Origin of the sequence: Pseudomonas sp. S12(2018) (assembly GCF_024355235.1) — a bacterium.
GTDB classification, from domain to species: Bacteria; Pseudomonadota; Gammaproteobacteria; order Pseudomonadales; family Pseudomonadaceae; genus Aquipseudomonas; species Aquipseudomonas palmensis.
In genome coordinates this window covers 1-25,580 of sequence record NZ_QLAD01000001.1, presented here as the reverse complement: position 1 = coordinate 25,580, position 25,580 = coordinate 1, and the positions used below count along the sequence as shown (strand labels likewise).

The 25,580-nt window shown below is 64.7% G+C and carries 21 protein-coding genes and 3 tRNA genes; 20 read left to right on the top strand and 4 right to left on the bottom strand.

Features of this window, described 5'->3' with window-relative positions:
* The first annotated feature begins 6 nt into the window (after positions 1-6).
* From DN388_RS00120 to DN388_RS00040, 17 genes are all read left to right on the top strand, one after another.
* Positions 7-774 (top strand): class I SAM-dependent methyltransferase, encoded by a 768-nt coding sequence (locus tag DN388_RS00120; RefSeq protein ID WP_043862852.1) that lies wholly within the window; start codon positions 7-9, stop codon positions 772-774.
* Between the two features lie 55 nt (positions 775-829).
* The gene (leuB, locus tag DN388_RS00115; protein ID WP_043862851.1) at positions 830-1,912 is read left to right on the top strand and encodes a 3-isopropylmalate dehydrogenase; all 1,083 of its coding nucleotides are present in this window, start codon (positions 830-832) and stop codon (positions 1,910-1,912) included.
* A 64-nt stretch (positions 1,913-1,976) separates the two neighbouring features.
* On the top strand, positions 1,977-3,089 hold the full coding sequence (gene asd / locus DN388_RS00110) for an aspartate-semialdehyde dehydrogenase (protein ID WP_043862850.1): 1,113 nt from the start codon (positions 1,977-1,979) through the stop codon (positions 3,087-3,089).
* A gap of 148 nt (positions 3,090-3,237) precedes the next feature.
* On the top strand, positions 3,238-4,248 hold the full coding sequence (locus tag DN388_RS00105; RefSeq protein ID WP_043862849.1) for an aspartate-semialdehyde dehydrogenase: 1,011 nt from the start codon (positions 3,238-3,240) through the stop codon (positions 4,246-4,248).
* Positions 4,249-4,423: 175 nt separating this feature from the next.
* Positions 4,424-7,306: a FimV/HubP family polar landmark protein gene (locus DN388_RS00100; protein ID WP_254996261.1), complete on the top strand. Its 2,883-nt coding sequence runs from the start codon at positions 4,424-4,426 to the stop codon at positions 7,304-7,306.
* Positions 7,307-7,425: 119 nt separating this feature from the next.
* Positions 7,426-8,271, top strand: coding sequence for a tRNA pseudouridine(38-40) synthase TruA (gene truA / locus DN388_RS00095; protein WP_054916657.1), 846 nt, complete (start codon positions 7,426-7,428; stop codon positions 8,269-8,271).
* 38 nt (positions 8,272-8,309) lie between these two features.
* A complete protein-coding gene (locus DN388_RS00090; protein ID WP_054916652.1) occupies positions 8,310-8,930 on the top strand; it encodes a phosphoribosylanthranilate isomerase in 621 nt (206 codons plus the stop codon).
* A gap of 283 nt (positions 8,931-9,213) precedes the next feature.
* The gene (gene accD, locus DN388_RS00085; RefSeq protein ID WP_043862846.1) at positions 9,214-10,134 is read left to right on the top strand and encodes an acetyl-CoA carboxylase, carboxyltransferase subunit beta; all 921 of its coding nucleotides are present in this window, start codon (positions 9,214-9,216) and stop codon (positions 10,132-10,134) included.
* The gene (gene folC, locus DN388_RS00080) at positions 10,131-11,438 is read left to right on the top strand and encodes a bifunctional tetrahydrofolate synthase/dihydrofolate synthase (RefSeq protein ID WP_254996257.1); all 1,308 of its coding nucleotides are present in this window, start codon (positions 10,131-10,133) and stop codon (positions 11,436-11,438) included. Before accD ends, folC begins: the two co-directional genes overlap by 4 nt.
* Complete coding sequence (locus tag DN388_RS00075; protein WP_043862844.1) at positions 11,422-12,066, top strand: SPOR domain-containing protein; 645 nt, start codon at positions 11,422-11,424, stop codon at positions 12,064-12,066. Before folC ends, DN388_RS00075 begins: the two co-directional genes overlap by 17 nt.
* A gap of 101 nt (positions 12,067-12,167) precedes the next feature.
* A complete protein-coding gene (locus DN388_RS00070) occupies positions 12,168-12,722 on the top strand; it encodes a CvpA family protein (protein ID WP_043862843.1) in 555 nt (184 codons plus the stop codon).
* Positions 12,723-12,763: 41 nt separating this feature from the next.
* Positions 12,764-14,269: an amidophosphoribosyltransferase gene (gene purF / locus DN388_RS00065; RefSeq protein WP_043862842.1), complete on the top strand. Its 1,506-nt coding sequence runs from the start codon at positions 12,764-12,766 to the stop codon at positions 14,267-14,269.
* A gap of 16 nt (positions 14,270-14,285) precedes the next feature.
* Positions 14,286-15,497, top strand: a complete 1,212-nt coding sequence (locus DN388_RS00060; RefSeq protein ID WP_043862841.1) for an O-succinylhomoserine sulfhydrylase — start codon at positions 14,286-14,288, stop codon at positions 15,495-15,497.
* A gap of 11 nt (positions 15,498-15,508) precedes the next feature.
* A complete protein-coding gene (locus tag DN388_RS00055; protein ID WP_167400232.1) occupies positions 15,509-16,267 on the top strand; it encodes an SDR family oxidoreductase in 759 nt (252 codons plus the stop codon).
* Between the two features lie 181 nt (positions 16,268-16,448).
* A tRNA-Val gene (locus DN388_RS00050) sits at positions 16,449-16,524 on the top strand.
* 77 nt (positions 16,525-16,601) lie between these two features.
* Positions 16,602-16,678, top strand: a tRNA-Asp gene (locus DN388_RS00045).
* A 95-nt stretch (positions 16,679-16,773) separates the two neighbouring features.
* Positions 16,774-16,850 (top strand) — tRNA-Asp (locus tag DN388_RS00040).
* Between the two features lie 158 nt (positions 16,851-17,008).
* Here the strand turns inward: DN388_RS00040 and DN388_RS00035 are convergent.
* Positions 17,009-18,886, bottom strand: coding sequence for a methyl-accepting chemotaxis protein (locus DN388_RS00035; protein ID WP_213606039.1), 1,878 nt, complete (start codon positions 18,884-18,886; stop codon positions 17,009-17,011).
* Between the two features lie 303 nt (positions 18,887-19,189).
* On the opposite strand from DN388_RS00035, the gene DN388_RS00030 reads away from it, so the two are divergent.
* Complete coding sequence (locus DN388_RS00030) at positions 19,190-20,068, top strand: DUF2242 domain-containing protein (RefSeq protein ID WP_088514334.1); 879 nt, start codon at positions 19,190-19,192, stop codon at positions 20,066-20,068.
* A gap of 287 nt (positions 20,069-20,355) precedes the next feature.
* Here DN388_RS00030 and DN388_RS00025 read toward each other — a convergent pair whose 3' ends face one another.
* Together DN388_RS00025 and DN388_RS00020 are read right to left on the bottom strand one after the other, a co-directional pair.
* Positions 20,356-21,396: an AraC family transcriptional regulator gene (locus DN388_RS00025; protein WP_253087396.1), complete on the bottom strand. Its 1,041-nt coding sequence runs from the start codon at positions 21,394-21,396 to the stop codon at positions 20,356-20,358.
* Positions 21,397-21,399: 3 nt separating this feature from the next.
* Positions 21,400-22,521, bottom strand: coding sequence for a carbon-nitrogen hydrolase family protein (locus DN388_RS00020; protein ID WP_078479725.1), 1,122 nt, complete (start codon positions 22,519-22,521; stop codon positions 21,400-21,402).
* A gap of 188 nt (positions 22,522-22,709) precedes the next feature.
* Between DN388_RS00020 and DN388_RS00015 the strand changes: the two genes are divergently transcribed.
* Positions 22,710-23,846 (top strand): hypothetical protein, encoded by a 1,137-nt coding sequence (locus DN388_RS00015; protein ID WP_058541088.1) that lies wholly within the window; start codon positions 22,710-22,712, stop codon positions 23,844-23,846.
* 16 nt (positions 23,847-23,862) lie between these two features.
* Positions 23,863-24,915 (top strand): hypothetical protein, encoded by a 1,053-nt coding sequence (locus tag DN388_RS00010; RefSeq protein WP_254996246.1) that lies wholly within the window; start codon positions 23,863-23,865, stop codon positions 24,913-24,915.
* A gap of 25 nt (positions 24,916-24,940) precedes the next feature.
* Here the strand turns inward: DN388_RS00010 and DN388_RS00005 are convergent, their stop codons facing one another.
* On the bottom strand, positions 24,941-25,321 hold the full coding sequence (locus tag DN388_RS00005; RefSeq protein ID WP_043862834.1) for a RidA family protein: 381 nt from the start codon (positions 25,319-25,321) through the stop codon (positions 24,941-24,943).
* Between the last annotated feature and the right edge of the window lie 259 nt (positions 25,322-25,580).

Genomic DNA, 25,580 nt, shown 5'->3' with positions numbered 1-25,580 from the left:
TCCATGATGACCCGCAGCACCGCCCACACCGAAGTCGTCCAGCGCCAGTTCGGCGAACAAGCCTCTGCCTACCTGAGCAGCGCCGTGCATGCCCAGGGTAGCGAATTCGCCCTGCTGCAGGCCGAGCTTGCCGGGCACGCCGACGCCCGCCTGCTGGACCTTGGCTGCGGTGCCGGTCACGTGAGCTTCCATGTCGCCCCGCTGGTGGCCGAAGTGGTCGCCTATGACCTGTCGCAGCAGATGCTCGACGTGGTCGGCGCCGCCGCCATCGAGCGCGGCTTGAACAACATCGTCACCGAGCGTGGCGCCGCCGAGCGCCTGCCGTTCGCCGACGCCTCGTTCGATTTCGTCTTCAGCCGCTACTCGGCGCACCACTGGAGCGACCTGGGCCTGGCCCTGCGCGAGGTGCGCCGGGTGCTCAAGCCCGGCGGCGTGGCCGCGTTCGTCGACGTCATGTCGCCGGGCAGCCCGCTGCTCGACACCTACCTGCAAAGCGTCGAAGTACTGCGCGACACCAGCCACGTGCGCGATTATTCTGCCGGCGAGTGGCTGCAACAGGTCAGCGAAGCCGGCCTGTGCACCCGCAGCCACACGCGCCAGCGCCTGCGCCTGGAATACACCTCGTGGGTGGAGCGCATGCGCACCCCCGAGCCGATGCGTGCGGCGATTCGCCAGTTGCAGCAGGCGATGGGCGACGAAGTTCGCCAGCATTACCAGATAGAAGCCGATGGCTCCTTCAGCACCGACGTGATCGTGCTCTGGGCCCAACGCTGAGTTTTCCCCGGTACGCCAGTGCGGCGCACCGCTTGAATTGAATGATGAGGAACCCATGAGCAAGCAGATTCTGATTCTCCCAGGTGATGGCATTGGCCCGGAAATCATGGCCGAGGCGGTCAAGGTGCTGGAACTGGCCAACGACAAGTTCCAGCTCGGCTTCAGCCTGGCGCACGATGTGATCGGTGGCGCGGCCATCGACAAGCACGGCGTGCCGCTGGCCGACGAGACCCTGGAACGTGCGCGCCAGGCCGACGCCGTGCTGCTGGGCGCGGTGGGCGGGCCGAAGTGGGACAAGATCGAGCGTGATATCCGCCCTGAGCGCGGCCTGCTGAAAATCCGTTCGCAACTGGGCCTGTTCGCCAACCTGCGTCCGGCCATTCTCTACCCGCAGCTGGCCGATGCGTCCTCGCTCAAGCCAGAAATCGTCGCCGGCCTGGATATCCTGATCGTGCGCGAGCTGACCGGCGGCATCTACTTCGGTGCGCCGCGCGGCACCCGCGAACTGGAAGGCGGCGAGCGCCAGGCCTACGACACCCTGCCGTACAGCGAGAGCGAAATACGCCGCATCGCCCGTGTCGGTTTCGACATGGCCCGCGTGCGCGGCAAGAAGCTGTGCTCGGTGGACAAGGCCAATGTGCTCGCCTCCAGCCAGCTGTGGCGTGAAATCGTCGAGGACGTGGCCAAGGACTACGCGGATGTCGAGCTCAGCCACATGTACGTCGACAACGCCGCCATGCAACTGGTGCGCGCGCCCAAGCAGTTCGACGTGATGGTCACCGACAACATGTTCGGCGACATCCTGTCGGATGAGGCTTCCATGCTCACCGGTTCCATCGGCATGCTGCCGTCGGCGTCACTGGATGCCAACAACAAGGGCATGTACGAGCCGTGCCACGGTTCGGCCCCGGACATCGCCGGGCAAGGCATCGCCAACCCGCTGGCGACCATCCTGTCGGTATCGATGATGCTGCGTTACAGCTTCAACCAGCAGGCGGCGGCCGAGGCCATCGAACAGGCCGTGAGCCTGGTGCTGGATCAGGGCCTGCGCACCGGCGACATCTGGTCGGCGGGCTGCAGCAAGGTAGGTACGCAGGAAATGGGCGACGCAGTAGTCGCAGCGCTGCGGAATCTGTAATCTCTCGGGCCCGCCGCTGGTTTCTTCCAGGCGGCGGCCCACTTTTAGCGAAGGTGTAGTTGCGATGAAACGTGTAGGTCTGATCGGTTGGCGCGGTATGGTCGGTTCCGTGCTCATGCAGCGGATGCTCGAAGAGCAGGATTTCGATCTGATCGAGCCGGTGTTCTTCACTACCTCCAATGTCGGGGGCCAGGGGCCATCCGTGGGCAAGGACATTGCTCCGCTCAAGGATGCGTACAGCATTGAAGAGCTCAAGACCCTCGATGTGATCCTGACCTGCCAGGGTGGCGACTACACCAACGAGGTGTTCCCCAAGCTGCGCGAAGCCGGCTGGCAGGGTTACTGGATCGATGCCGCTTCCAGCCTGCGCATGCAGGATGACGCGGTCATCGTGCTGGACCCGGTCAACCGCAAGGTCATCGACCAGCAGCTGGACGCCGGCACCAAGAACTACATCGGTGGCAACTGCACCGTCAGCCTGATGCTGATGGGCCTGGGCGGCCTGTTCGAAGCCGGTCTGGTCGAATGGATGAGCGCCATGACCTACCAGGCGGCCTCCGGCGCTGGCGCGCAGAACATGCGCGAGCTGATCAAGCAGATGGGCGCTACCCATGCGGCGGTTGCCGATGACCTGGCCAACCCGGCGGCGGCCATCCTCGACATCGACCGCAAGGTTGCCGAGGCCATGCGCAGCGACGCCTACCCGACCGAGAACTTCGGCGTGCCGCTGGCCGGCAGCCTGATCCCGTGGATCGACAAGGAACTGCCCAACGGACAGAGCCGTGAAGAGTGGAAGGCCCAGGCCGAGACCAACAAGATCCTGGGTCGTTTCAAGAACCCGATCCCGGTCGACGGCATCTGCGTGCGCATCGGCGCCATGCGTTGCCACAGCCAGGCGCTGACCATCAAGCTGAACAAGGACGTGCCGATCGCCGACATCGAAGGCATGATCAGCCAGCACAACCCCTGGGTGAAGCTGGTGCCGAACCAGCGCGAGATCAGCATGCAGGAGCTGAGCCCGACCAACGTCACCGGCACGCTGAACATCCCGGTAGGGCGTCTGCGCAAGCTGAACATGGGGTCGCAGTACCTGGGCGCCTTCACCGTGGGCGACCAGCTGCTGTGGGGCGCGGCCGAGCCGCTGCGTCGCATGCTGCGGATCCTGCTGGAGCGTTGATCGCTGCTGCGCGGTAGAACAGGCCCCCTCGTCTTGCGACGCAGGGGGCTTTTTTGTGGTGGCCTGATGCCTTTGCCGGCACCGGGTGGTCTCGCTGCGGCAATCCGAGTAAAGTGCCGCTCCCCCCGTTCTGCCAGAGGCACTGTCCATGACTCAGACCTACGATATCGCCGTGATCGGCGCCACCGGCACCGTCGGCGAGACCCTGGTGCAAATCCTCGAGGAGCGCGATTTTCCCCTGGGCACCCTGCACCTGCTGGCCAGCAACGAGTCGGCGGGCAGCTCGGTGAACTACCGTGGCAAGAACCTGCGCGTGCGCGAAGTCGATGCCTTCGACTTCAGCCAGGTCAAGCTGGCGTTCTTCGCCGCAGGCCCTGCGGTTACCCGCAGTTTCGCCGCCAAGGCGCGTGCCGCCGGGTGTGCGGTGATCGATCTGTCCGGCGCGCTGTCGGCCGAACAGGTGGCAGCAGTGGTGCCCGAGGCCAATCCACAGGCCATCGACAGTCAGAGCCTGCCCGTGCAACTGGTCAGCCCGAGCGCTGCCGCGGTTGCCCTGGCGGTGGTGCTGGCCCCGCTCAAGCACCTGCTGGAACTGGAACGGGTCAACGTGACGGCGTGCATGGCGGTGTCGGCCCAGGGCCGCGAGGCGGTGGGCGAACTGGCCCGGCAAACTGCGGAGTTGCTCAATGCGCGTCCGCTGGAGCCGCGCTTCTTCGATCGCCAGGTGGCGTTCAACCTGCTGGCCCAGGTGGGTACCAGCGACAGCGAGGGCCATGGCGCCCTGGAGCGTCGCCTGGTGAGTGAGCTGCGCGAGTTGCTTGGCCTGCCTTCGCTGAAGATTTCCGTGACCTGTGTTCAAGTCCCGGTGTTTTTCGGCGATAGCTACACTGTGGCCGTGCACAGTCGCAAGGCGGTCGATCTGGCGGCGGTGAACGCCGTGCTGGAGCACGCCGACAGTGTCGAGCTGGTGGAGGCGGGTGACTACCCGACCCCGGTCGGTGATGCGGTGGCCCAGGATGTGGTGTATGTCGGGCGGGTGCGTGGCGGTGTCGACGAGGCCGAACAGCTCAATCTCTGGCTGACCACCGACAACGTGCGCAAAGGCGCGGCGTTGAACGCCGTACAGCTGGCGGAGTTGTTGATAAAACACCTTGCGTAAAAGATACTTGGCGACGATTTGCACATTGTTTCTGAAATACTGGAAGTGAGCGGCCGTCACGCGCTTGCGGGGCACCTTGCCAACATGATCCGGTGGTCATGCCAGTCAAATGCCTCACGGCGGTTTTTCACTTTCTTCTCGGTAGCCGGGGAAGGTTCATACAAAGGATGAGGTCATGCTTCGAATTCGCAAACTGGTGTTAGCAATAGCCGCGGCATCGGCGCTGTCCTCGGGTATGGCGCATGCGCTGGGGCTGGGCGAGCTGACCCTCAAGTCGGGGCAGAACCAGCCGCTGGATGCCGAGATCGAATTGCTCGATGTGCGTGACCTCACTCCCGCCGAAGTGGTGCCCAGCCTGGCGCCGGCCGAAGAGTTCAGCAAGGCCGGGGTCGAACGCCAGGCGTACCTCAACGACCTGACCTTCACCCCGGTGATCAACCCCAGTGGCAAGAGCGTGCTGCGGGTGACCTCCAGCCAGCCGCTGCCGGCCCCTATGGTCAAGTTCCTGGTGCAGGTGATGTGGCCCCAGGGCCGCCTGCTGCGCGACTACAGCGTACTGATCGACGCCTCCAAATTCTCTCCCGAAGCGGCCCAGGCGGCTTCGGGCGTCACCCCTGCGGTGACCGCGCCCGCCCGCCACACCACCGTGCGTCGCGACACCTTGTGGCAGATTGCCGCCAAGGCGCGCCAGGGTGGATCGGTGCAGCAGACCATGCTGGCGATCCAGGCGCTCAACCCCGATGCCTTCTACAACGGCAACATCAACCAGCTCAAGGTTGGCCAGGTACTGCGCCTGCCCGACCAGCAGCAGATCGCCGCCATCCCCCAGGGCCAGGCCGTCAAGGAAGTGGCCGAGCAGTATGCGGCCTGGCGTGAGGGGCGCCGTCTGGGCCCGCGTGCGCGCCAGCTCGACGCCACCCGGCGTGACGCGGCCGGCGCCGCCCCGGCGCGTATCGCCCAGCAGGACAACCTCAAGCTGGTGGCACCCGGCGGCAAAGGTGCGGCTGGCGACAGCAAGGCCCTGGCCGACAAGCTGGCGATGGCCGAAGAGAGCCTCGACACCACCCGGCGTGACAACGCCGAGCTGAAAAGCCGTGTGGCGGATCTGCAGAGCCAGCTGGACAAGCTGCAGCGCCTGATCGAACTGAAGAACGACCAGCTGGCGCGCCTGGAAGCCCAGAGCGCCGCGCCGGCGAGCCTGCCTGCGCCCGAGCAGCCGGCGATCGATGCCCAGTTGCAGCAGGCGGTACCGAGCGAAGCGGTGGTGTCCCCGGCGCCGGCTGCCGTGGATACCGCGCCGGTGGCCGAAACGCCGCCGGCTGCCGTTACCCCGAGCGATTCGGACAAGATGCTCGACGATCTGCTGGGCAACAGCTGGCTGCTGGCGCTGATCGCAGGTTCAGCCTTGCTGGTGCTGTTGTTGCTTCTGCTGCTGTTGGCGCGCAAGCGTCGTGCCCAGCAGGAGGCTGAAAAGCACATGCGCATGGCGCGAGCCCTGGCCGAGGAAAGCGACCTGGGCCTGGGGCCGGACATGGACCTGCCGCAAAGCAGTTTCGAGGGCCTGGAGGTCTCCGCGCCGAGCGTGACCCTGGCGCCGGGTGTGGTGGCGGCCTCCGCTGCAGCGGCTGCGGCTGCCGAGGTAGCACCCGCCTACGACAGGCTGGACCCGGAGTCCGAGCTGGAGCTGGAGCCGGAATTCGAGCCCAAGCCGGCCCCCGTGGTCGAGCCCGCGCCCGAGCCGGTAGAGGTTCCGTCTCCGGCCCCGGCTGCGGTGGTGGCACCGGCCGTCATCGCGGCTGCCGTGCAGGCACCGGCCGAGGACGCCCCCGCGCCAAATGACGATGCCCTGCTGGCGGAAGTCGACCTGAGCATTGCCCGCGGTCGTCTGAACCATGCCGCCGAGCTGCTGGAGCCTGCGGTGGAGCAGGCCCCCGAGCGTGCCGACCTGCGCCTGAAGCTGATGGAAGTCTATGCCCGCCAGGGCGACCGTGACGCCTTTGTCGGCCACGAGCGCCAACTGGTTGCCAATGGTCAGAACCACGCCGATGTCGAGTCGCTCAAGCAGCGTTACCCGGCCATGCTCGGCGTGGCCGCAGCGGGCGTCAGCGCTGCGGCCCTGGCCGCCGAGCTGGATGCCCAGTATGTGCAGGACCTGCTGCAGGACGACCCGCAGCCCGCGCCGGAAATCGAGTTGCCGGGCGAAGACGACCTGGACAGCGCCTTCGACCTGAGCCTGGATGACCTGGAGGGGTTGGAAGGCCTTGAAGACCTCGAAGGTCTCGAGGGCCTGGCAGACCTGCAGATCGATGATCCGCAGGCCCCGCAGGCCATGCCGCCTGCCGATATCGCGGCGCTCGACGACCTCGATTTCGATACCCTGCTGCAAGAGCAGACCCAGGCCCTGGCCCAGGCCCAGGCCGAGACGCCAGCGCCGCAAGTGCCCGACGTGCAGGAGCAGGCAGTGACTGAAGTGCCGGCCGAGACGCCCGCCGAGGTGCCTGCCGAGCCGATGCCCGAACCTGCACCGGTCGAGCCCGAGCCAATCCTGGATGACCTGTCCGACTTCGACCTCGACATGGGCGCCGACCTTGCGCCACCGGCGCCTGAAGCTGCACCCGCCGCTACGCCTGAAGCGCCACTGGATATCGAGGCCCAGTTGGCCGCGTTCGATGACTCACTGGGGCTGGACGACAGCTTCCCGGACCTGGCCGATGATTTCGACCTGTCCCTGGCCGACGAGCCGGACCCGCTGGACGCCAGCTTTGCCGCCGAGCTGGACGACGTCAACGCCGAGCTCGACAAGCTCTCGCAGAACCTCGAGCAGCCTTCCATCGCGCCGCACTTCACCGCCGAGGATGCCTCCGACCTGATGCTCGACGAGCCGGAGTTCGACTACCTCTCCGGTACCGACGAAGCCGCCACCAAGCTTGACCTGGCACGTGCCTACATCGACATGGGCGACAACGACGGCGCCCGCGAGATACTCGACGAAGTGATGAAGGAAGGTACCGAGACCCAGCGCAAGGAAGCCATCGAACTGCGTTCGCAGATGAGCTGAGCGCCCACCTGAAAGGCCAACGGCAGCCCTCGTGGCTGCCGTTGTCGTTATAATCCGCGCCATTGCGTAAACCGACAGGCTGTATCCCCTTGGAAATCATCGATAACGCCGCAGCCGAAATGGCCGCCGAAGGCTTTTTCAGAATCGCGCTGGGCGTGGAATACAAAGGCACCCGCTACCGTGGCTGGCAACGCCAGGCCAGTGGCGTGCCGAGCGTGCAGCAGACCCTCGAGGAGGCGCTGTCGAAGGTCGCCGACTCGCCAGTGTCGCTGCAGTGCGCCGGGCGTACCGATGCCGGCGTGCATGCCAGCGGCCAGGTGGTGCATTTCGACACGCGGGCGGTGCGCAGCATGAAGGCCTGGACCATGGGCGCCAACATCAACCTGCCGCATGACGTCAGCGTGTCGTGGGCCAGGCAGATGCCGGCGCACTTTCACGCGCGCTTCAAGGCCATTGCCCGGCGCTACCGCTACGTGATCTACAACGACCAGATCCGCCCGGCGCACCTGGGCGACCAGGTCACCTGGAATCACCGCCCACTCGATGCCGGGCGCATGGCCGAAGCCGCAGCCTACCTGGTGGGCACCCATGACTTCAGCGCCTACCGCGCCGGCCAGTGCCAGGCCAAGTCGCCGATCAAGCAGATCCATCACCTGCGGGTGAGTCGGCATGGGCGCATGATCGTGCTGGATATCCGTGCCAGCGCCTTCCTGCATCACATGGTGCGCAACATTGCCGGCGTGCTGATGACCATCGGCGCCGGCGAGCGTCCGCCCGAGTGGGCCAGGGAAGTGCTCGAAAGCCGCGTGCGTCGTACCGGCGGGGTGACCGCGCACCCGTTCGGGCTGTACCTGGTGCAGGTGGAATACCATGACGAGTTCGAACTGCCCGAGCGTTTCATCGGGCCACATTTCCTTACGGGTTACGAGTCGTTGACGGCTGACGGCCCGCAAGGCATTTGCTAACATCCGGAGCTTTCCGGTTCAGCTGAGGTTCACAGGCCATGTCCGCCGTTCGCAGCAAGATCTGCGGGATTACCCGCATCGAGGATGCGCTGGCCGCGGCCGAGGCGGGCGCCGACGCCATCGGGCTGGTGTTCTACGCCAGAAGTCCGCGGGCGGTGAACGTGCAGCAGGCGCGGGCGATCATCGCTGCGCTGCCGCCCTTCGTCACCACCGTGGGCCTGTTCGTCAACGCCAGCCGCTGTGAGCTCAACGAGATCCTCGACGCCGTGCCGCTGGACCTGCTGCAGTTTCATGGCGACGAAACTCCGGCCGACTGCGACGGCTACCACCGTCCCTGGATCAAGGCCCTGCGGGTTCGCCCCGGGGATGACCTGGAGGCCGGCTGCCAGCAGTACGCCAAGGCCAGCGGCATCCTCCTCGACACTTTCGTGGCCGGCGTTCCGGGTGGAACCGGCGAGGCGTTCGACTGGTCCCTGATACCCGAGCACCTGAGCAAGCCGATCATCCTGGCTGGCGGCCTCTCGGCCGACAATGTCGGGGCGGCCATCGCCCAGGTGCGTCCTTATGCAGTGGACGTCAGTGGTGGGGTGGAGCAGGCCAAGGGCATCAAGGACCCGGCCCGCATCGAGGCGTTCATGCGCGCGGTGCGCCAGGCGTGAGGGGCGGGCGAATGCTCGATGTGACGGCTGGCGGTGCGCCATCGTCCATAGCTTTCGCAGCCCGTTGCTGCCGGATCGCGCCCACGGGCCGATCGAAATTACCGGGCGGCGCCACCGGCGTCGCCTTTACAGGTTGACGATGAAGCTGGGGCAGGGTGGTACCGCGCTGAACGCGCACCGCCGGCCACGGTTCATCATCGCGTCATACACGAATTGAGCTCAAGGGCATACGCGTGACCCGGCAACTTTTGCCTGCCGGTCGCCGCTACTGGAGAAAGAAAGCATGAGCAACTGGTTGGTAGACAAACTGATCCCTTCGATCATGCGTTCCGAGGTGAAGAAGAGCTCGGTACCCGAAGGGCTGTGGCACAAATGCCCGTCCTGCGAGGCCGTGCTGTATCGTCCGGAGCTGGAAAAGACCCTGGATGTGTGCCCCAAGTGCAATCACCACATGCGCATCGGCGCACGTGCACGCATCGACATCTTCCTCGACGCCGAAGGCCGCAATGAGCTGGGTGCCGACCTGGAGCCGGTCGACCGCCTGAAGTTCCGCGACGGCAAGAAGTACAAGGACCGCCTGGTTGCTGCGCAGAAGCAGACCGGCGAAAAGGACGCCCTGGTTTCCATGAGCGGTACCCTGCTGGGCATGCCGGTGGTGGTCAGTGCGTTCGAGTTCTCCTTCATGGGCGGTTCGATGGGTGCCATCGTCGGCGAGCGTTTCGTGCGTGCCGCCAACTATGCACTGGAAAACCGCTGCCCGATGGTCTGCTTCTCGGCCTCGGGCGGCGCGCGCATGCAGGAAGCGCTGATCTCGCTGATGCAGATGGCCAAGACCTCCGCCGTGCTGGCGCGCCTGCGCGAAGAAGGCATTCCGTTCATCTCGGTTCTCACCGACCCTGTTTACGGCGGCGTTTCGGCCAGCCTGGCAATGCTCGGCGACGTGATCGTGGGCGAGCCCAAGGCGCTGATCGGCTTTGCCGGCCCACGGGTTATCGAACAGACCGTGCGCGAAAAACTGCCTGAAGGCTTCCAGCGCAGCGAGTTCCTGCTGGAGCATGGTGCCATCGACATGATCATCGCCCGATCCGAACTGCGCCCGCGCCTGGGCAATCTGCTGGCACAGATGATGGGCCTGCCGACGCCGAAGTTCGTCGCCCCCGTGATCGAGCCGATCGTGGTACCACCGGTGCCTGCCAACGTATGACCCAGCGCACCCTGGGCGAGTGGCTCGCCTACCTCGAGCAGTTGCACCCGTCGACAATCGACATGGGCCTGGAGCGTTCGCGGCAGGTCGCAACGCGCCTCGGGCTGGGCCAGCCCGCGCCTCGGGTGATTACCGTTACCGGCACCAATGGCAAGGGCTCTACCTGTGCCTTCGTGGCCAGCCTGCTGCAGGCCCAGGGCCTGAAGGTCGGGGTCTACAGCTCGCCGCACCTGCTGCGCTACAACGAGCGGGTGCAGATCGACGGCCAGCAGGCCAGCGATGCGCAGCTGTGCCAGGCATTCGCCGCCGTCGAAGCGGCGCGTGGCGAGACCTCCCTGACCTACTTCGAGGCCGGTACCCTGGCGGCGTTCTGGCTGTTCCAGCAGTCGGCGCTGGACGCCGTGGTGCTTGAAGTGGGCCTGGGCGGGCGGCTCGACACCGTCAACCTGGTGGACGCCGACCTTGCCGTGGTCACCAGTATCGGTGTCGACCATTGCGATTTCCTTGGCGATACCCGTGAGTCGGTGGCCTTCGAGAAGGCCGGGATTTTCCGTGCCGGCAAGCCGGCGCTGTGTGGCGACCTCGACCCGCCGCAGCCGCTGCTGGACAAGGCACGCGAACTAGGCTGCCGGTTCCTGCTGCGCGGACGCGACTTCGACCTGTCCAGCACCGACCAGTACTGGCAGTGGCGGGGCGTGGATGCGCACGGCAATGCCGTCGAGCTGCACGACCTGCCGTTGCTCGATCTGCCCATGGAAAACGCGGCGCTGGCGTTGCAGACCTACCTGCTGACCGGCCTGCCCTGGAGTGCCGCGCAGATCGCCCAGGCACTGCGCGACACCCGTATCGTCGGGCGCCTCGACCGTCGCCAGTTCATCTGGCAGGGCAAGCACCTGAGCATTCTGCTCGACGTCGGCCATAATCCACATGCGGCCCAGTACCTCGCTCAGCGCCTGGCTTCGCGCCCGGTGGCCGGCAGGAGCCTGGCGGTGTTCGGCCTGCTGGCCGACAAGGACCTGGCCGGGGTGATCGAACCGCTGCATGCGCAAGTGGCCCACTGGGCGGTCGCGCCACTGGATACCGCCCGCAGCCGGCCTGCAAGCGAGTTGCAGGCCGCGTTGCAGAACCTTGGCGCCGACGTGAAGTCGTATGCAAGCGTCGCCGACGCCCTTGACGGGCAGTGTGCGCAAGCGACGGCAGGCGACCAGATCCTGCTGTTCGGATCATTTTTCTGTGTCGGCGAGGCCCTGCAGTGGCTGAGCCGGCAGACCATGGAGGACGGGGCAAATGGCGTTGCTGGATAAAGTCGTCAAGCAGCGGATGGTGGGCGCGCTGGTGCTGGTGGCACTTGCGGTGATCTTCCTGCCGATGCTGTTCACCCGTGAGGACGAGCTGCGCCAGGTGCATGTCGAGGCGCCCGCCGCCCCGGCTGTGCCGGCCTTGCCGCAGGTGCAGGTGGAGCCGGTGGAGGTGCCCGAGCCGCAGGTGATCCAGGATGAGGCGCTCACCGCCCAGGAACCCAGCGCACCGAGCACGCCCATTGCCCCGGCACCGGTGGTGACTGCACCTACCCCAGCGCCCGCCGCGCCGGTGACGGAGGCCAAGCCGGCCACGCCTGCGCCGGTCAGCAAGCCTGCGGCGGCCCCGGCCAAGCCGGTTGCCAGTGCACCTGCCAAGGTCGATGGCAATGGCCTGCCGGTGAGCTGGTCGGTGCAACTGGCCAGCCTGTCCAACCGCGCCAATGCCGAGAACCTGCAGAAAACCCTGCGCAGCCAGGGCTACAACGCCTATATCCGCTCGGCCGAAGGTACCAACCGGGTGTTCGTCGGGCCGCTGATCGAGCGTGCCGAAGCCGAGCGCTTGCGCGATGTGATCAACCGCCAGCAGAACCTCAAGGGTTTTGTGGTGCGCTTCCAGCCCGAACGTAGCTGACCCTCCCCGCCGTCCGGCCGCCGCCGGACGGCAAATCACCGCTTACCGATAGCCCACCGCTCTGGTAAAATGCGCCGCCTTATCCGTTTGCAGGCAGCACTGTGGCATTTACCTGGGTCGACTGGGCGATTCTCGCGATCATCGCCGTTTCTTCGCTGATCAGTCTCAAGCGCGGTTTCGTCAAGGAAGCCTTGTCGCTGCTTACCTGGATCATCGCCGGTGCGGTCGCCTGGATGTTCGGTGGCGGTATCTCGCAGTACCTTGAAGGCTACATCCAGACGCCGTCGGCGCGAGTGATAGCCGGATGTGCCATTCTTTTCGTCGCCACCTTGCTGGTGGGGGCAATGATCAATTTTCTGATCGGCGAGCTGATTCGCGTCACCGGGTTGTCCGGGACCGATCGCTTCCTGGGCATGGCGTTCGGCGCCGCTCGCGGGGCCCTGCTCGTCGTGGTGGCGGTCGGGCTGCTGAGCCTGGGGCCGGTACAACAGGACCCGTGGTGGCAGGAGTCTCGCCTGCTGCCACAATTTCTATTGGTGGCTGACTGGTCGAAAAACCTCATTCTGGGGCTGACCAGCCAGTGGCTAGCCAGCGGAATCAGCGCACCGGCTGATCTCCCGTTTCAAGAACAGTTGCTTGGGCCCAAAGCGCCCTGAGTGCTGATCCGTCAAGTTTCATAATGTAGGGGTTGCGTCGCATGTGTGGCATCGTCGGTATCGTCGGTAAGTCGAACGTCAATCAGGCGCTGTATGACGCGCTAACCGTGCTCCAGCACCGCGGCCAGGATGCTGCCGGTATCGTTACAAGCCATGATGGCCGACTATTCCTGCGCAAGGACAACGGCCTGGTACGTGACGTGTTCCAGCAGCGTCACATGCAGCGTCTGGTGGGCCACATGGGCATCGGTCATGTGCGCTACCCGACTGCGGGCAGCTCGACCTCGGCCGAGGCCCAGCCGTTCTACGTCAACTCGCCGTATGGCATCACCCTGGCGCACAACGGCAACCTGACCAATGTGGAGCAACTGGCCAAGGAGATCTACGAGTCCGACCTGCGCCACGTCAACACCAACTCCGACTCCGAAGTGCTGCTCAACGTATTCGCCCATGAGCTGGCGGTGCGCGGCAAGCTGCAACCGACCGAGGAAGACGTGTTCGCCGCCGTGACCGACGTGCACAACCGTTGCGTGGGTGGCTACGCGGTGGTGGCGATGATCACCGGCTACGGCATCGTCGGCTTCCGCGATCCGAACGGCATCCGCCCGATCGTGTTCGGCCAGCGTCATACCGACGAAGGCGTCGAATACATGATCGCCTCCGAAAGCGTCTCGCTGGACGTGCTCGGCTTCACTCTGATCCGCGACCTGGCGCCGGGCGAAGCGGTGTACATCACCGAAGAAGGCAAGCTGCACACCCGCCAGTGCGCCATCGCGCCCAAGCTTTCCCCCTGCATCTTCGAGCACGTTTACCTGGCCCGCCCGGATTCGATCATCGACGGTGTGTCGGTGTACAAGGCGCGCCTGCGCATGGGCGAGAAGCTTGCCGAGAAGATCCTGCGCGAGCGTCCCGAGCACGACATCGACGTGGTCATCCCGATTCCCGACACCAGCCGTACCGCGGCGCTGGAACTGGCCAACCACCTGGGCGTGAAGTTCCGTGAAGGCTTCGTCAAGAACCGCTACATCGGCCGTACCTTCATCATGCCCGGCCAGGCCGCGCGCAAGAAGTCGGTACGCCAGAAGCTCAATGCCATCGAGCTGGAGTTCCGCGGCAAGAACGTGATGCTGGTCGACGACTCGATCGTGCGCGGCACCACCTGCAAGCAGATCATCCAGATGGCCCGCGAAGCCGGCGCGAAGAACGTCTACTTCTGCTCCGCCGCGCCAGCGGTGCGTTTCCCCAACGTCTACGGCATCGACATGCCGAGCGCTCATGAACTGATCGCGCACAACCGCAGCACCCAGGACGTGGCCGAACTGATCGGCGCCGACTGGCTGGTCTACCAGGACCTGCCGGACCTGATCGAGGCTGTAGGTGGTGGCAAGATCAAGATCGAGCATTTCGATTGCGCGGTGTTCGATGGCCAGTACGTGACTGGCGACATCGACGCCGCCTACCTGGACAAGATCGAGCAGGCGCGCAACGACGCCTCCAAGGTCAAGAACCAGGCGGTCAGCGCGATCATCGACCTTTACAACAACTGACAAGGGGAGCAACGGCATGACACAGCAATGGGATGCCGGGCGCCTGGACAGCGACCTCGACGGGGTCGCTTTCGATACGCTGGCGGTACGCGCCGGCCAGCATCGCACGCCGGAAGGTGAGCACAGCGACCCGCTGTTCTTCACCTCCAGCTACGTGTTCCGTACGGCGGCTGATGCCGCTGCGCGGTTCGCCGGCGAGGTTCCAGGCAACGTCTATTCGCGCTACACCAACCCGACCGTAAGGGCCTTCGAGGAGCGCATCGCCGCCCTGGAAGGCGCCGAGCAGGCGGTCGCCACCTCCACAGGCATGTCCGCGATCCTGTCGCTGGTGATGGCCTTGTGCAGCGCTGGCGACCATGTGCTGGTCTCGCAGAGCGTGTTCGGTTCGACCATCAGCCTGTTCGAGAAGTACTTCAAGCGCTTCGGCGTGCAGGTCGACTACGTGCCGCTGGCCAACCTGGCTGGCTGGGAACAGGCGATCAAGCCCAACACCAGGCTGCTGTTCGTCGAGTCGCCGTCCAATCCGCTGGCCGAGCTGGTGGACATCGGCGCGCTGGCCGAGATCGCCCATGCCCGGGGCGCGCTGCTGGTGGTGGACAATTGCTTCAGCACTCCGGCCCTGCAACAGCCATTGAAGCTGGGCGCAGACATCGTCATGCATTCGGCGACCAAGTTCATCGACGGCCAGGGCCGCTGCATGGGCGGCGTGGTCGCCGGACGCAATGAGCACATGAAGGAAGTGGTGGGCTTTCTGCGTACTGCGGGGCCGACGCTGAGCCCGTTCAACGCCTGGGTGTTCCTCAAGGGCCTGGAAACGCTGAACCTGCGCATGCGCGCCCACTGCGCCAATGCCCAGGCCCTGGCCGAGTGGCTGGAGCAGCAGGACGGTGTCGAGAAGGTGCATTACGCGGGCCTGCCAAGCCACCCGCAGCACGAGCTGGCCAAGCGCCAGATGCGCGGCTTCGGTGCGGTGGTGAGCTTCGAGGTCAAGGGTGGCAAGGAGGGCGCATGGCGCTTCATCGACGCCACGCGGCTGATTTCGATCACCGCCAACCTGGGTGACAGCAAGACCACCATCACCCACCCGGCCACCACCTCCCACGGCCGTCTGGCGCCGCAGGAGCGTGAGGCCGCCGGGATTCGCGACAGCCTGATCAGGGTTGCCGTGGGCCTGGAAGACGTGGGCGACCTGCAGGCCGACCTGGCGCGCGGTCTGGCGGCGCTGTGATCGACTGGTCGGTGAGCGAGAGCAGCCACAACGGGCGTGTGGCGCTGGTAACCGGCGCTGCACGCGGGATCGGCCTGGGCATCGCGGCCTGGCTGATCAGCGAGGGCTGGCAAGTGGTGCTCACCGACCTGGATCGGGCCCGTGGCGCGAAGGTGGCCAAGGTGCTCGGTGACAACGCCTGGTTTGTCGGCATGGACGTGGCCGACGAGGCCCAGGTGACGGTGGGCGTGGCCGAGGTGCTGGGGCAGTTCGGGCGCCTGGATGCGCTGGTGTGCAACGCGGCGATTGCCGACCCGCACAATACCACCCTCGAAAGCCTCAGCCTGAACCACTGGAACCGCGTGCTGGCGGTCAACCTGGGTGGCCCGATGCTGCTGGCCAAGCACTGTGCGCCTTACCTGCGCGCGCATTGCGGCGCCATCGTCAACCTGGTGTCCACCCGTGCGGCACAGTCCGAACCCGATACCGAGGCCTATGCTGCGAGCAAGGGCGGGCTGCTGGCCCTGACCCACGCACTGGCCATGAGCCTGGGCCCGGAGATCCGCGTCAACGCTGTCAGCCCTGGCTGGATCGATGCGCGGGACCCTTCGCTGCGCCGTGCCGAGCCCTTGAGCGAGGCCGACCATGCGCAGCACCCGGCGGGCAGGGTAGGAACCGTGGAAGATGTGGCGGCGATGGTGGCATGGCTGTTGTCGCGCAACGCGGGTTTTGTCACCGGCCAGGAGTTCGTGGTGGACGGTGGCATGACCAAGAAGATGATTTACACGTAAGCGGCGGGCTTCACGCGGCACGTTGCAAGAACCTGTGCAATCGGCTTTTGATTCTGCTTTTACTTGCAGCTTGTTGCTTGAAGCCTGCAGCTGTTTTTTTACGAAAGTGAAAAAAACTTCAACACTGGTATTGACTTAGGTTCGATACCTGCGTAAATTTCACCACCTCAGCGAAGCACACGGGTGATTAGCTCAGCCGGGAGAGCATCTGCCTTACAAGCAGAGGGTCGGCGGTTCGATCCCGTCATCACCCACCACTTCCTGAGATGTTCCTGGCCCGACACTTTCGAAAGGCGGTGTTACCAGAGAGGAACAGGACGCAAGTCCACTATGCGCAGCGGTAGTTCAGTCGGTTAGAATACCGGCCTGTCACGCCGGGGGTCGCGGGTTCGAGTCCCGTCCGCTGCGCCACTTTTCTCCAGATCGGTTCAACAACCGGTTTGAGGTCCGAAGCCAAGGCTTCAGGCCAGATCCCAGTTTCAAACAGGTGAAAGCCTGTGCGATACGCAGCGGTAGTTCAGTCGGTTAGAATACCGGCCTGTCACGCCGGGGGTCGCGGGTTCGAGTCCCGTCCGCTGCGCCATATCCGCCTCGAGGCCCTTGAACTCCTCGAAGCAACAAAAAAAGCGACCTTAAGGTCGCTTTTTTTGTGCCTGCAGAAAAGCCTGACCGCCAAGGCTGGCACCTGCTGGCGACGTACTGCCTGCAGGTGCCGGCCTTGCTGGCGAAAGAATATGCCCCTCAGACCTTGAAGCGCGAAAGCAGCCCTTGCAGCTCAGTGCCCAGGCGCGCCAGCTCTGCCGCCGAGGTGGCAGTGTGCGCCGAGGCGGTGGACGTCTGTTCGGCCACATCACGCACACTGATCACGCTGCGACCGATCTCTTCGGCTACCGCGCTCTGCTGTTCGGCGGCGGTCGCGATCTGCACGTTCATGGCCTGGATGTGCGTGACCGTGTGTGTGATGGCCTGCAGCTCCACGCCTGCCTCATTGGCCAGCCCGACTGTCGTACCGACCATGCCCTGGCTGGTGTGCATGCGTTCTGCAGCCCTCTGCGCACCCTGCTGCAATGACCCGATCAATGTCTCGATCTCTGCGGTGGACTGCTGGGTGCGTTGGGCCAGCCCGCGCACCTCATCGGCCACCACGGCGAAGCCACGCCCGGCCTCGCCGGCACGTGCCGCCTCAATGGCGGCGTTGAGCGCCAGCAGGTTGGTCTGCTCGGCGATGGCATTGATCACCGTCATCACACTGCCGATGCGTTCGCTCTCTTCGGACAACCTGCCGACGGCGTCGGCGGAGGTGCCGATGTCGTCGGCCAACTGGTCGATCTGGGTCAGTGCGCGCTGTACCACCAGATTGCCCTGGCTGGCCTGGCTGTTGGCCTGGCGGGTGGCGGTACTGGCCTGCTCGGCATTGCGCGCCACTTCCTGCACCGTGGCTACCATTTCGCTCATGGCCGTGGCGACCTGGTCGGTCTCCAGTTTCTGGCTGTCGACGCCGGCACGGGTCTGTTCGGTGATGGCCGAGAGCTGCTCGGCCGCCGCTGACAACTGAGCGGTAACGGTGCCCACCTGGCCCAGCACACCGCGCAGGTTGTCGCCGCTTTGGGAGAGGGCTTGGAGCAACTGGCCAAACTCGTCACGGCGCAGCTCGCTGCTGTTATCCCTCAGGTCGCCGGCACCGATACGACGCGCGATCACTACGGCCTGCTGCAACGGCTGGGTGATCTGGCGGATGATCACCCAGCCGATCGCACCGCCCAGCAGCATGGCGCCAACCAGCAGCCCGAGCATCAATGCACGGCTGTGGCTGGATTCGTCGACGCTGAGCTGATTCTGGCGTGCGATCAGCGTATTGATCGCTTCCAGGCTGGTTTCGATATTGCTCACCAGCACCGTACGGCTGCGGGCCTGCTGCTCGACATCGCGGGCAAAGCGCTCGGCCAGTTGCAGGTACTGGTCCAGGTCGGAGGGCAGTCTACCCAGTTGCGGGTGACCGCTGCCCAGGCGCTTCACGCTGTCATTGGCGCGTGTGTGGGCCTCACGCACCGTGTCCAGGCGTTTGGTGCTGCCCTCGCGCATCATGGCCAGGCTGTTCTGGCGCAGGTCGCTCAGGGCGTCGTTGAGGGTGGCAAGGTCGCGACGGACGTTGCCGGCGTCGTCCTGGTACAGCGCCTGGGTCAGCGTACGGACATCGTTCTGCAGGCTGCTGCCCAGGCGCTCGGAATCGGCCTGGATGCGGCCTATGTCCTGCTGGGCGGTTTGCAGCTGGCGAAACTGCTGCATGTAGCCCTGCATGTTTTCCAGCACGTGTTGCAACTGCTGCCTGGACACTGCGTCGTCCAGGCGCTGGAGGTTCTCCTCGATCAGCGCCACCAGGGTGCTGTAAGAGGTGTTCAATTGCGCCGCAAGGTTTTCATCGCCGTGGTGTTCATACGACAGGCGCGCGGCGCGAATGTCATTGGTGTGGTCGAGCACGTGATTGACCGACACCAGCCGATCGGCACGGGTGGTCAGGGTGTTGAGGCTGCGAATGCCGATCACGGCGAGGAGCGCCATCAGCAGCACGATACTCGCGAAACCGAGGGCCAGCTTCACTTTCACCGATATGTTTTTCACCTTGAATGCTCCTGGGTCGATGGTCAGTGGCTGACGTAGTGGCGTATTGCCATTTTCTGTCGCATGCCGGGCCAGTATCGATGGGCTCAAGGTGTAGCGGGGAGTCAGACATTTCCCGGTATGACGTGGGAAAGCTGGTTAAATAGTGAACGAAAAAAATCGCGACCAATGGTTCAGGACGGCTGTGTAGTGCAGGCCAGCCGCTGTGCAGGTGAAATTTAGTGCCGGATCGCCCGGTTGCGGTTTCAGTCATCTGCGGATGTGATGCACAATAGGCGCCGACCGTTTTTCGCAGGATTTTCAATGTCAAAGTCAACCGTCTTCACTGCGCTCGGGCTGGCCCTTGTGCTGGCGGGCGTTGCCGGCTGTTCCTCGAAGAAAGCCGCCATCTACGAACACGAGAACTTCGACGACTCGGGCACCTTCTCGCGCAGCTTTCCGGTCAGCGAAGCAGGTACCTGCGAGGCTGCCCGGCGCGCGCTGCTCAGCCAGGGCTACATCATCACCACCAGCGAACCGGGCCAGGTCAATGGCAACAAGAGCTTCCAGCAGACGGGCGACTCGCACCTGCAGATCAGCTTCAACGTGGTCTGTGCCAACGACACCGGTTCCGGTCAGCGCTCGACCATGTTCGCCAATGCCCTGCAGGACCGTTATGCGCTGAAAAAATCCAACACTTCGGCCAGCCTCGGGGTGGGTGTGCTGGGGTCGGTGTCGATGCCGATCGGCTCGTCGGACGACTCCATGGTCAAAGTGGCCAGCGAAACGGTGACCTCGCCCAAGTTCTACGAGCGCTACTTTGCTTTGGTCGAGAGTTTCCTGCCCAAGCCGAGCAAGAAGGCAAAGGTCGAGCCCAAGGCCGAACCCGCCAAGCCGGCTCTCGACCTGGGAGTGCCCGAACCTGCGCCTGCTGCGCCAAGCGCTCCGGCCGTCGAGGCTGCGCCGGTGCAGGCTCCGGCCCCTGCGGCACCTGCCGAGGTTGCAGCGCCGGTGGTGGCGGTACCGGCAGCGCAAGCGCCGGCTGCACCGCTGGTCGACGACAGCAAGAGCTCGCAGCCTGTGGCGCCGCCCCAGGATGCGGCGCCGATCACGGTCGAACAGACTGCACCGCCCACCGAGCCTGCCGCCGCACCGGCGCAGCCTCCAGCGGCCCCGACGCCCGACGCGCCTGCGCCGCTGTGACGCATCGGATAAATCATCGATTGCCTGCTACGTTTATCTCAATGGGCTGAGCGCTTGTAATTTTCGCTGGCTTGCCAGCGAAGGGCGAGCCACCTTGCGCCAGCCTGTCACGTCACGGTCATTTTTTCTTCACCTGGGCACTTTAGGGTGAAGCACGACTCAATGACATGATCGAGAAAACCAAGGAGCAGGCAATGGACGACTATCAAGAAGAACTGCTGGAATACCGCGCATTCGAACTCGACCCGCCAGAGCCGGCCGAAGACGCTACCGAGCTCTGATCGGGCTCATGCGCCCCGCCGCTGGCTGCGGCGAAAGTCCCCCGGCGTCACGCCGTTCCAGCGCTTGAATGCGCGCTGGAAGGCCTCTGCCGACGCAAACCCCAGCAGGTAGGCTATTTCGCCAAAGGCCAGCTCCGTGTCGCGGATGTAGGTCACAGCCAGATCGCGGCGCGTGTCGTTCAGAATCGCCCGAAACTGCGTGCCTTCCTCGGCCAGCTTGCGCCGTAAGGTCCACGTGGGCAGTTGCAACTGCGCCGCCACTTCACCCAGGTCCGGTTCACGTCCGCCGTTGAGCAATGGCCCCAGCAGATGGGCGATACGCTCAGCCAGGCTGCGCATGCGCGTGCGCTCCGCCAGTTCCTGCTCGCATAGCTGCAACAGGTGCTGCCAGGTGCTGGGGCAATGGGCCGGGTTGCGCAGCGCCAGGCTGGCGCGGTCCAGGCGCAACTGATTATGTGTGGCCCCGAACTGCACCGGGCTGCTGCACAGGCTCTGGTAACGGTCGGCATAGGCGGGCGCGCAAAACTCGATCTCCATGCGCTCCGCCTGCACTGCCACCCCCACCAGCCCCGACAGTTGTGCCAGCCAGCCGGCCAGTACCGAGTCGACCACGAAGCGGTTGTAGTCGTTGTACGGGCTGATCGAATAGAAGCGCAGCCAGGCGCCCTGATTGTCCTCATGGAGGCTGGACTGGCCACGGTAGTTGGCGGCGTACAGCGGCTCGAAACGCACCAGCGTACGCGCGGCCTCGCCCAGGGTAGGGGCCTGGGCGGCGGCTACACCGGCCAGGCCGGCCTGGTTCAGGCGGCTCAGGCGGCCCATGTGCAAGCCCAGCGCCGGTTCGTTGCTGAGTGCAATGGCGGCATGCCCCAGGTGCATGTAGCGCGGAATCGACAGGCGCGCACCGGCTTCGGCCAGCCGTGCAGGCACAAGCCCGTAGCGTTGCAGAAGGGGGGCCGGATCATGCCCCAGTTGCTGCAGCGCCTGCGCAAGGCTCTGGATGAACCCCACCGACAGATCCCCCAGGCGTACCCGTGGTCGGTTCATCGGTTACAGCCAGAGGTTGAGCAGGCGCGCGCCGGGATGACTGCTGGCACTGACGTAGTGCCCGTCGCGGCTGGTGAAGCCCAGGCCGTCGCCGGCAATTTCCCAGAACTGGCCGCGCAGGAACACGCTCAGCAGGGCGGTATCGGCGCTTTGGCCGTGGCCGATCAGGCGCTGCCAGGCCTGGCCTTCCTCGACCTGGCCGGCCTTGAGCGGCAGGCTCACGGCCATCGGCTGGTGGCGGTTGCCGCGCCAGGGGGCGGTCCAGCTGTCTCGGCCGCTGATGAAGGCGGGTACCGCGATCAGTTGTGCCGACTGCGCGGCCAGTTGCTGGTAGTTGGCCGGGTACCAGCTGTCGCTGCCCACCAATACGCCGAGGCGGCCTGCGGGTGTATCGAATACTTGCAGCGGATAGGCATCGCCGCTGCGGATGAAGCGGCGCACTTCACTGTCGGGGTATTGCTGGCGTTGCGGCTGGCCGATCACCTTGCCGTCGCTGGCGAATACCACGCCGTTGTTGTACAGCGCGCCGCTGCCACTGTGAAGGATGCCTTGCTCTGCATACGGCGTGGGCAGCACGATGGAACCGGCCACCAGGGTCACGCCGAACTCCCTGGCCAGGCCGCCGAACAGTTGCTGGTAGTCGGCTGCCATCTGCGTGGCCTTCATGCGCAGGTGCGCATCGGCGCGGCGGTCGTCGCCCTCGGCGTTGAACATCGCCAGCCCGTAGCGCAGCGGGTTGCTCAGCTCCAGCCATTGCCAGGCCTCCTGCAGGCGGGTGACCTGGTACAGCTCTTTCTTTTCGCCGCGGGCCCACAGCCAGGTGCCGATATGCTCGGGCAGCACCACGATCGTGCGCGGGCCGACCAGGCCCTGGGTGCGAGCGTGTTCAAGGTAGGCGGCGAGCTTGCGGTGCAGCAGGGCCAGGTTCTGGTAGTCGCCCGGATACAGCAGTGGCTCGATGCCCAGCAGATTGCCCTTGTCGGCGGGCACGCCCTGGTTCAGCGCCACTTCAACACGAAGGTCGGACAGGTAGTGGCCGGCCGGGCGTTGTTCGGTCCACAGGCCATAGCCCAGGAGCATGGCAGTCAGAACAAGCGCCAGGGCGCCAAGCAGAAGTTTTCGCATGGAATCAGATGTATGTCCGCAGTTGCGTCGAGGGTACTGGAAACAGGGGGTTGGTGAAACATATCCTGCTCGCACTGGGCCCTGAGCCGAAGCATAGGACAGCTGCAGGCGTCTTAAATACTGGCGCACTTGCTATTTGCCATGGCGGATCTATCGTCGTTGTTACAGCCTTCCAAAGGATTGGCATCATGACGATACGGCTGGTCAGACTGCTGGTCATGGGCGGGGCCGCGCTGCTCGCATCCTGTGCGCTGTTCAACCCTTATGTGCAGAGTATCGCGCCTGAAACAAAGACTGCCACTGGCTCGCAACTGGCCAGCAAGATCCGCATGGAGCTCCAGGGCAAGACCAACGGATTGGCCTACTGGCAGTCGGGATCGTCATTGGCGCTGGCAGGTGCGCTGGGTCTTGGGGGCTACAAGGCCGTCACTGCAGGCAACGGTCACCAGGTGGCAGCGCTTGCGGCTGGCAGTGCATCGCTCTATGGTTTTTCCGCTGCGCAGTACAAACCCACCAGAGAGCAGCTTTATCACCGTGGCGTGCAAGCGGTGATGTGTGTCGAGTCGATATACGAGCGGGCCAGCCTGGAGGAGGGTAACGAGCTGATAAGGCGCATCGCCCAGCTGAAGGCTGGCTCTGGAGCCGTGTCGATTACCAATGCCTACTCGTTGTATGGCGCGATTTCCAGGGCGAAGGCATTCGACAGGGTGTACAAGGAGAAACTGGTCGAAATCGTCGCGGCGCTCAATAACTACCTGGCTGCATTGCAGCCTGCCCCTGAGGTGACGTACCGGATCATCTCCGACGCGATCGGGTCACGGCCGGTTCCCCCGCCGGACGGCACGAAGAACGCGTGGTCAGCCGGCCTGGCGCCTATTTCCATCAATGGACGTTTCAATGCCCAGCAGCAGCTCCAGGCGGCCTTGCTGGCCGATGAGGCCAATGAATGGATTGCGCGCATCTACACCACTGCACCGGGCTTTGACAGTGATGCTCCCGGTTGCAACCCGTTTCAGGGGCAAGTGCCCTCGATCAAAGGGCTGCCATCCGGATCCACACTGGACATGGTGGCAGGCGGGCAGGAGCGCTTTCTGATCCTGAACTCCTCCGGCGACCTGCGCATCACCTACGCAACCCAGGACTCATCCGATCAGGGCGCTGCCGAAATCAGAGTGATTACTGAAAACAGAAGCTACTGGGTGGAGGTCAAGGCGCTCAGGCAGACCCAGAAACCGCTGAAGGCCTATCTGACGGATAGCCAGAAGGGCGAAGTCACCATCGACTTCTACATCAGTATCTCCGCCGCTCCTGCGGCTGGTCCTTGAGCTGGGGGGGGCGAGAATGTCTGGCGCAACGGTACTGTCCGGGCTTGCTGCGGGCTTTCTGCTCGCCGCGTCAATGGCTTCAGGCGCCGAGGATTGCGGTACGCCTGGCACACTGACCAGCAGCAAGGGTGATTCCCGAGTGTTGGTGACGCGAGTGTTCAAGGATGGCTCGATCGCCGTGCGTGCGCGGCTGGCAGTGAATCCGGATGGTGGCAAGGGCGCCTACACCGTTGGCGATCATGGGTTCACCTATATCGCCAACGGCCTTTCGATCATGCGCAAAGGTGTCCCCTATCGATGCGACCTTGATTGCCGAAACGCTTTTCTGAAGGCGGAACTCAAAGGGTTTGCCGAGCACACGCCCGAGTTCTGCGTGTATGCCATGGAAGTCGAGCCCTTTGCGCCAGGGCAGGCCAGAACATCCTGCGGCAATGGGCGCTACCTCATCGGAAATGGCAAGGGCCGCCTGCGCAAGGGGCCGCTGCTTGACACCGTGAGCGGCGCCACGGTGCAGAGCTATGTTTCCACCACCTCATTGCGCCACAAGGTGGATGGCCAGGTGCAGCCTCTGGACTCCGAGTCACTGCCCATAGCGGTGGCCGCCAAGGCGAGCATGCTGGGATCGATCGTCTGGGTCGCAGGCAAGGGCCTTCATGGCACGTTCGCGCTTGTGGGCGAAAGCGGGCCGGCTTTTGGCGAAGGCTCAATCGCGCTGCACCAGTTGTTGCACACCAATGCAATCACCGCACAGGCATCCGGCCCTATCCCTGTGGGGCAGCGCTGCAGCGCTGTCGAGTCAGGCCTGACGCCCCCTTTTCGGTCGTCCCCGGACAAACCAGGGGACGGCTGCCGGAGAGGGCGAGCAGCCAGCAGCGCCAGCGATATCCGTGCCTACAACGGTATCAGCGAGCCAGTCGATTTCGTCGTGCTTGGCCAGGCCGGATTTTCCCGCAAAGGCGGGTTGATCGAGCAGACGGTGACTCGGCAGTCGATCGATGAGGCGGCTGCGCGAGCCGGCTATACCCAGCAGCGTATCCGTCAGATGCTGGCCTGCCTGCCGCGGTCCTGAGCCAGGTGACCGCCTACGGCTGGTCTCAGCCCTTGGCCGCCATGGCCGTCACTTCCACGCGCATGCCTTCGACCGCAAGGGCGGCCACGCCAACTGCGGCCCGCACTGGCCATGGCTTGGCGAAAAAGCGCTGGTACACCGCATTGAAGGCGGCGCGGTCGGCCATGTCGGTGAGGTAGATGGTCAGGTGCATGACCCTGTCCATCGAGCTGCCGGCGCGCTCCAGTGCCACCTTCAGGGCTTGCAGGGTGCATTCGCTCTGCAGGGTGATGTCGCCCAGTTCCAGGCTGCCGTCTGCCCGGGTCGGGATCTGGGTGGAGACCAGCACGCCGCCGAAACCGACAACGTCGGAGGAGATGGAGTCGGCATCGAGATCGGGAACGAAGGTGAGGTCGTGGTTGGCCATGGGCAGCTCTCGTTTGAGGGGGGGACAAGTTGGCCGACAGTTTACAGGGTCATGGCGCATGAGGTGCGATGGCGAGCGCATTCAGTCGTCAGTGAGTGGGTGCCTGTCGGCGACGATCGATCGGTCAGTCGACGCTCGTTTTGCCTCTTGAAATGCTCGCGACCGATTTCCCCAACTGCGCAACTTCTTGCGCACTCAAATGTGGATAAACCTGTGCATACATTGCTGCGGGCCATACTCAACGTGGCCTGCAGCCAAC